Below are 6,224 nucleotides of genomic sequence, written 5' to 3'. Positions count from 1 at the left end.
GCGATGGCTTCGGCGGCATCGGCGGCCCCGGCCACAGCGGTGGCGGCGGATTCGGCGGTGGGTCCGAAGGCGGTTTTGGCGGTGAGGGCGACGGCCCCGATGGCTTCGGGCCCGGCGGCGTCCATGAACGGGGCGAAGGCGGCGACTCCGGCGGGAGCGGCGGTAACAGCGGCGGAGGTGACTCCGGCGGTGGAAACAGCGGTGGTGGCGGTGACTCCGGGGGGAGCGGAGGCAACAGCGGCGGCAGCCAGGAGAACGAGCGCCGGCCCGGCCACGGCGGCGGGAACAACGGTGGCGACTCCGGCAACGGCGGTGGGAACAGCGGCGGGAACAACGGGGGCAACGGCGGCGGCGACTCCGGTGGGGGCAACAGCGGTGGTGGTGGCGACTCCGGGGGGAGCGGCGGTAACAGCGGCGGCAGCCAGGAGAACGAGCGCCGGCCCGGCCATGGCCCCAGCACCCCCGGCGGCGGCGACTCCGGCAACGGCGGCGGGAACAACGGCGGAAACGGTGGCGGGGGCAACGGCGGAGGTGACTCGGGCGGGGGCAACGGCGGTGGCGACTCCGGCGGTGGCGACAGCGGTGGTGGCGGTGACTCCGGCGGGAGCGGCGGTAACACCGGTGGCAGCCAGGAGAACGAGCGCCGGCCCGGCCATGGCCCCAGCACCCCCGGCGAGGGTGGCGACGGTGGCGACACCGGCGGTGGCAGCGGCGGGGGAGACGGCGGTGAAGGGGGCGGTCGCGGCGGCGGTCACGCGGACACCCCCGCCCCCGACTCCGACGGGACGGGTGGCGGAGTGTTCCGTCCGGGCGCTCCGGGCTTCGACCGCCTCGGCAGCCACCTCCACCCGTCGGGACCCGGCAACGCCGCACCCGGCGGCCGGTCCGGCGGTTCGTTCCTCACCGGTTCCTGAGACGGCGGACCGACCGGAATGCTCTGCCACGCCTGTCGCGTCCACGTACGGCGCGACTTCCCCTACTGCCTGCGCTGCGGCACGCTCCGCCGTGGCGCGGCGCCGACGTCGTTCGCCGCGCCCCAGTTGCGCGGCGTCGACGACCCCGCCCTCCTCGTACCACTGACCGGTCAGGTCACCACCCTCGGCCGGGGCGCCGACAACGACGTCGTCCTGTCCGACGGCAGTGTGTCGCGCCGTCATGCCCGGGTTGTCCGTGACGGGTCGGGCTTCCGGATCGAGGACCTGGACTCGTTCAACGGCACCGCCGTCGCCGGAGTGAACCTGCACGGAGGGTCGACGCGGCTCGCCGACGGCGTCGAGCTGTCCGTCGGCGACGTCCGCATGGTGTTCGAGCAGCCGCGCGACGCCCGGATCGGCTCGCGCACCATGGTCGTCGGCACCCAGCTCACCGAACTGCCCGCCGCCGTCCCCGAGGAGGAGGTGCCGGAGGCGACCGGCCCGCTCACCGCGCGGCCGCGCCGCCGCAGCGGGTGGGCGCTCAAGCAGGTGCCCGCGGACGGCCGTGCCGAACCGCATTCGGTGCTGAGCAACACGCGTACCGGCGTGTACCTCCAGCTGGACGAGCGCGAGGTGTTCCTGTGGAACGCCATCGACGGCGACGCCACCGTACGGGACCTGCTGTTCGCCTATGCCGACCGTTTCGGTCAGCTGGCGCTGCCACGGATCGAGGCTGCCCTCGCGGCATTCGCGGGAGCGGGTCTCCTGCGCGGTCTGCCGGGGCAGAAGGACGAGGAGGAGACCAAGGGCTGGCGCCGGTTCTGGCGGGCGGTGTACAGGGCCCTGCTCAAACTGGAGGTGTCCGTACCCGGCCTCGACGGCGCCGTGACCCGGCTCTACGGCGGCTTCGGCTGGCGGTTCTTCACCCGTACGGGAGTGACGCTGACCTGGTTGTCGGTGGTCGGCGGCCTCGTGGCGTTCTTCGGCGTGGCACAGGGGCGGCAGCACCTGCTGGACTTCGGCGGAGCCGGGGTCTGGGGCCCGGTGACGCTGGCCGTCGGGTACATCTCGGCCTTGGTGGTGCACGAGCTGGCACACGCGCTTGCGGTGAAGTCGTACGGCCGGAAGGTCCGGCGCGGCGGCTTCATGATCATGATGGGGATGCCGTTCGCGTTCGTGGACACGAGCGACATGTGGTTCGGTTCCCGCTGGTCGCGGGTCGTGGTGGCGTTGTCGGGCCCGATCTCCACCGCGGCCCTGGCGGGCTGGTGCGCCGTGGGCGCGGCGTACCTGCCGGTCGGACCGGTCTCCGCCACGCTCTTCCACATGGCCTTCGGGCTGTATCTGAACACCCTGTACAACTTCAATCCGCTGATGCCGCTGGACGGCTATCAGGCGCTGACCGACGCGCTGCGCCTGCCACGCCTGCGTGAGGAGGCGAGTGCCTACTTCCGCAAGGGGTTCTGGAAGGACCTGCGGGCGGGCCGTCGGCCCGCGGCGCGTCAGGCGGGCATGGCCGCGTACGGCCTCGCGGTGATCGTCGGTACGTACGGCTTCCTCGTACTCGCCCTGCTGGCCTGGCGCTCCCGGCTCGGGGAATGGCTGCAGGGACGGGTGGACGCGCCGTGGGATTCGGTGATCGTGGCCGTGGTCGTCGGCCTGGTGGCGTTCCCCGTATGGGCGGCCCCGGTCCGGTGGCTGATACGAGTGGTGAAGCGGCGTCGCGCGGAGGGCGGACGGCGTCCGGCGCGGCTGGTCGACGGCGCGGCCGTGGAGGGGGCGGCATGAGGGACGTACAGGATGCTCCGTACGGTGACGGCGGCTGGGCCGTGCCCGGCTACGTCGCTGTCCGCACGCTCGGCGAAGGTGCCGGGGGCCGCGTCGTACTGGCGCGGCACGAGGCGACGCGCGTACCCGTGGCGATCAAGTACCTGAGCGAGCGGCTCCACTCCGACCAGGAGTTCCTGGCCCGCTTCCGCGCCGAAGCACGGCTGCTCGGCGAACTGCGGCACCCGTGCGTGGTGCGGCTGTACGAGTATGTGGAGGCCCGCCTGGGCGCCGCCATCGTCATGGAGGCGGTGGACGGGGTAAGCCTCCGCGAACTGCTGCGCGCGCACCGGGCCACCGGCCCGGAGGCGGCTCTGGTCCTGCTCAAGGGCTCGCTCCTCGGGCTCGGCGCGGCCCACACGGCCGGGGTGGTACACCGCGACTACAAGCCGGAGAACGTGCTGGTCCGCAGCGACGGTTCGAGCACGCTCGCCGACTTCGGCATCGCCGTACGCACCGGCCGCGAGACGGAGGCCGCCGGCACGCCCGCCTACATGGCTCCCGAGCAGTGGGACGGCGAGCCCGCGGGGCCCGCGAGCGACGTGTACGCCGCGGCAGCCGTGTTCTTCGAGTGCCTCACCGGCCGGCGGCCGTTCCGCGGCGACGACGTGACGGCCCTGCGGCTCCAGCACCTGCGAGCGCCTGTCGCCGTGGACGACGTACCCGAGCCGGTACGCGACCTGGTGCGCAGGGGCATGGCGAAGGACCCGGCGGAGCGGCCCGGCATCGACGCGTTCCTCGCCGACCTCGAACGCACCGCCACCGACGCGTTCGGCGCGGACTGGGAGGAGCGGGGACGCCGCAGAGTCGCCGAACTCACCACCCTGCTCGCCTTGTTGTTCCCGTTCGCGACGACGTCGGCCGTATTCGAGGCCACACCGGCGCTGACCGTACTCGGACGGCTCAAGCCCCACATCTGGAAGGCGGCCGTCGGGGTGGCCGGACTCGCGGTGGTCGCCGGAGGGGTGACGGTCGTGACAGCCCGTACGCCCGACACAACGACGACGACCGCCACTTCCGTACCGTCCTCGGCCTTCGTCTCCGGCTCGCCTTCCGGTCCTTCCGCATCCCTCGCCCCCTCGCCGAGTGCGACCACGCCGACACCGACCGGATCACCGTCCCGCACCGCCTCGGCCGGCCCCTCGCCGAGCGCCTCCCCGACCGGCAGCTCCACGGGCACCACTCCCCCCGTGACCACCACCCCTCCCTCAGGCGGCAAACCCGGACCAGGCCCCTCGACCCCCGCTCCGCCCCCGACGGAGAGTTCCCCCGTACCGCCGACACCGGGCACGATCGCCATCGCCATCGCCTCCTTGCGCCGGGGACCGAACAGCACGCTGATCGCCGACGTGACCGTCCGTACCACGGGCACCGGGGCGCTGACGCTCACCGCGGACTTCTACGCCAACACGCCCGCCGAACCCCACGGTTCGCAGAGCCGGCGGCTGTCGGGCGGCACGGAGTACTCCGTCACCCTCACGGGCGACTTCTCGAACCACCCGTGCAGAGGCACCTGGAACATCGCCGTCAGCAGCAGCCCGCAGTCCGCGAGCGGACGTCAGACGGCCTCCGCGGACGCGCCCCCGTGCTGAGCGACAGCGACCACCGAGGAGGACGGAACGCGATGACGACACCCGCGGGATCTGCGACATCGGCGACGCCCGCTACCGTCGCCGGGCGTGCCCTGTCGGACTGGTCACGTGACGGGCGGTTCGGCACCTGGCACGCCCTGCTGCCCGGCCCCGCCGGCGATCCGCCGCTCGGCGTGCTGCGGATCGACCGCGCCCTGCTCGCTCCCGAGGGTGCACGATCACGCCTTGCGGCCGCGGTGGTCGCCGTGGCGAAGCTCCGGCTGCCGGGTGTGCCGGCCACGGTCGACCTGGTGCAGGAAGCCGGGGACGTGTGGCTGATCGTCGCCCGCCCGCCCTCTCCCACGGTCGCCGATGTCCTGACCGCCAACCGTGCACAGGCGGATGCGGGCAGCGCGGCGAGCATCCTCAACGAGACCGCGCAGACACTGCTCGCCCTGCACGCGGCGGGGCTCGCCCACGGAGCGCTCACGTCGGACAACGTCGTACTCGCCCCGGACGGCACCGCCCTGCTCGCCGAGGTGGCGCTGAGCACGGCACTGTCCGGCACACCGACGGCCTCCGCGTGTCACGACGACATCACCGCGTGGGCGGCTCTCGCCCGTAGGCTCGGCAACGCCTGGACAGCGGTCGGCACCGAGGCAGCGGACCTGTTCGCCCGCTGCTCCGGCACCGCCGAGTCCGACGGCCTCGGAGCCGCCCGCGCGACCCTCGTCTCGGGGCGCGCGGCACTTCCCGCGGACTTCCTGCGCCGGACCGCGCTGCGCGCGGCGGCAGCCGCCGCCTTGACGGACCTCACCGTGTCGCCGGCCCACCGCGACACGCCGGGCCGTGACGCAACCGGGCCGCATGTGACGGGCGGTGGGGCGGCGGGCTCCGAGGCCGTCGGCCCGGAGGCGGCGGGCCGGGGAGCGATGGGTGCCGACGCGAGTGACCGAGGAGAGGCGCCCCCGCCGGAGGCAACGGGCCGCACGGTGGTGAACCGCGAGGCGCCCGGCCCGGTGACGCCCGGCTCCGAGGCCCCTGGCCCGGAGGCGAAGCACGGCGAGCCGGGGGACCGTGAGCCGGGGGACCGCGCCGCGACCAGCCCCGCCGCGACCGCCATCGAGGCGACCGGCCTTGACACGACCGACCCCGCCGCGACGGGCACCGAAGGGACCGACCTCGAGGCCACCGCCCTCGGCCGCCGTGGTCGGGCTTCGCGGTCCGCCGCTGCCACCGACGAGCAGGCAACCGTCCTCGGCAAGAGGAATCGCCGTCCCGGATCGTCTCCTGCCTCGGCGCCCGCCGGAGTCGGCGACCGCGACATTCTGCTGCGCTTCGGCCCCGGAGTTCCCCGCGGCGAGCAGGAAAGCCTCCGCGCCGCGTGGCCGGTCGCCGCGCCCGTCCCCGGACGCCGTCGCCTTCGCCGACGGCGAGCCGGTCGGCTCGGGGCGGCCGCGGTGCTGACCGCGCTCGCCGTCGTGCTGTGGCTGCTCCTGCGCCCGACGTCCGGCCCGACTGTCGCCACGGTCGAAGTCAAAGCACCCACGCAGCGGTTGAGCTGCGGCCAGACAGCCGACCTGATCGGCGTCATGACCACCGACGGCAGTGGCGGGCCGATCACCTACCGCTGGCTGCGCAGCGACGGGCAGGAGTCCGGTGAGCTGACCCACACAGTCCGCCGCGGCGACCACAAGGTCACCGTCCATCTCCAATGGACGGTCCGCGGCCCCGGCCTGTTCCGGGGTACCGCCCGGCTCCAGGTCCTGGGCCCCGCAGGCTCACCGATCGAGGGCGAGGGCACCTTCAGCTACTCCTGCGTGTGAGGCGAGGGACGGTCGCCCCATTCATGTACGCGAGCCGTCCGCCGGTGCGGACAGCGGCCCGACGGGCTGATCATCCGCAACGTCAG

3 protein-coding genes and 1 pseudogene are annotated in these 6,224 nt (G+C 74.0%); all 4 read left to right on the top strand.

Annotated features, from left to right (window positions below; translation table 11 throughout):
* Positions 1 to 914, top strand: a pseudogene (locus tag ACFVGW_RS00410) (hypothetical protein); the annotation flags it as partial.
* Between the two features lie 18 nt (positions 915 to 932).
* A complete protein-coding gene (locus ACFVGW_RS00405) occupies positions 933 to 2,702 on the top strand; it encodes an FHA domain-containing protein (protein ID WP_385850101.1) in 1,770 nt (589 codons plus the stop codon).
* Positions 2,699 to 4,333 (top strand): serine/threonine-protein kinase, encoded by a 1,635-nt coding sequence (locus ACFVGW_RS00400; RefSeq protein ID WP_385850100.1) that lies wholly within the window; start codon positions 2,699 to 2,701, stop codon positions 4,331 to 4,333. The genes ACFVGW_RS00405 and ACFVGW_RS00400 overlap by 4 nt, the downstream gene beginning before the upstream one ends.
* A 32-nt stretch (positions 4,334 to 4,365) precedes the next feature.
* A complete protein-coding gene (locus ACFVGW_RS00395) occupies positions 4,366 to 6,138 on the top strand; it encodes a hypothetical protein (RefSeq protein WP_385850099.1) in 1,773 nt (590 codons plus the stop codon).
* The last annotated feature ends 86 nt before the right edge of the window (positions 6,139 to 6,224 follow it).

This window comes from Streptomyces sp. NPDC127129, from assembly GCF_042671585.1.
Lineage (GTDB): Bacteria > Actinomycetota > Actinomycetes > Streptomycetales > Streptomycetaceae > Streptomyces.
The sequence above is the reverse complement of the archived record's forward strand: the minus strand, read 5'-3'. Positions and strand labels throughout refer to the sequence as shown.

Coding starts and splice junctions, on each gene's coding strand:
- ACFVGW_RS00405 (WP_385850101.1), top strand. CDS start 933: ATGCTCTGCCACGCCTGTCGCGTCCACGTACGGCGCGACTTCCCCTAC.
- ACFVGW_RS00400 (WP_385850100.1), top strand. CDS start 2,699: ATGAGGGACGTACAGGATGCTCCGTACGGTGACGGCGGCTGGGCCGTG.
- ACFVGW_RS00395 (WP_385850099.1), top strand. CDS start 4,366: ATGACGACACCCGCGGGATCTGCGACATCGGCGACGCCCGCTACCGTC.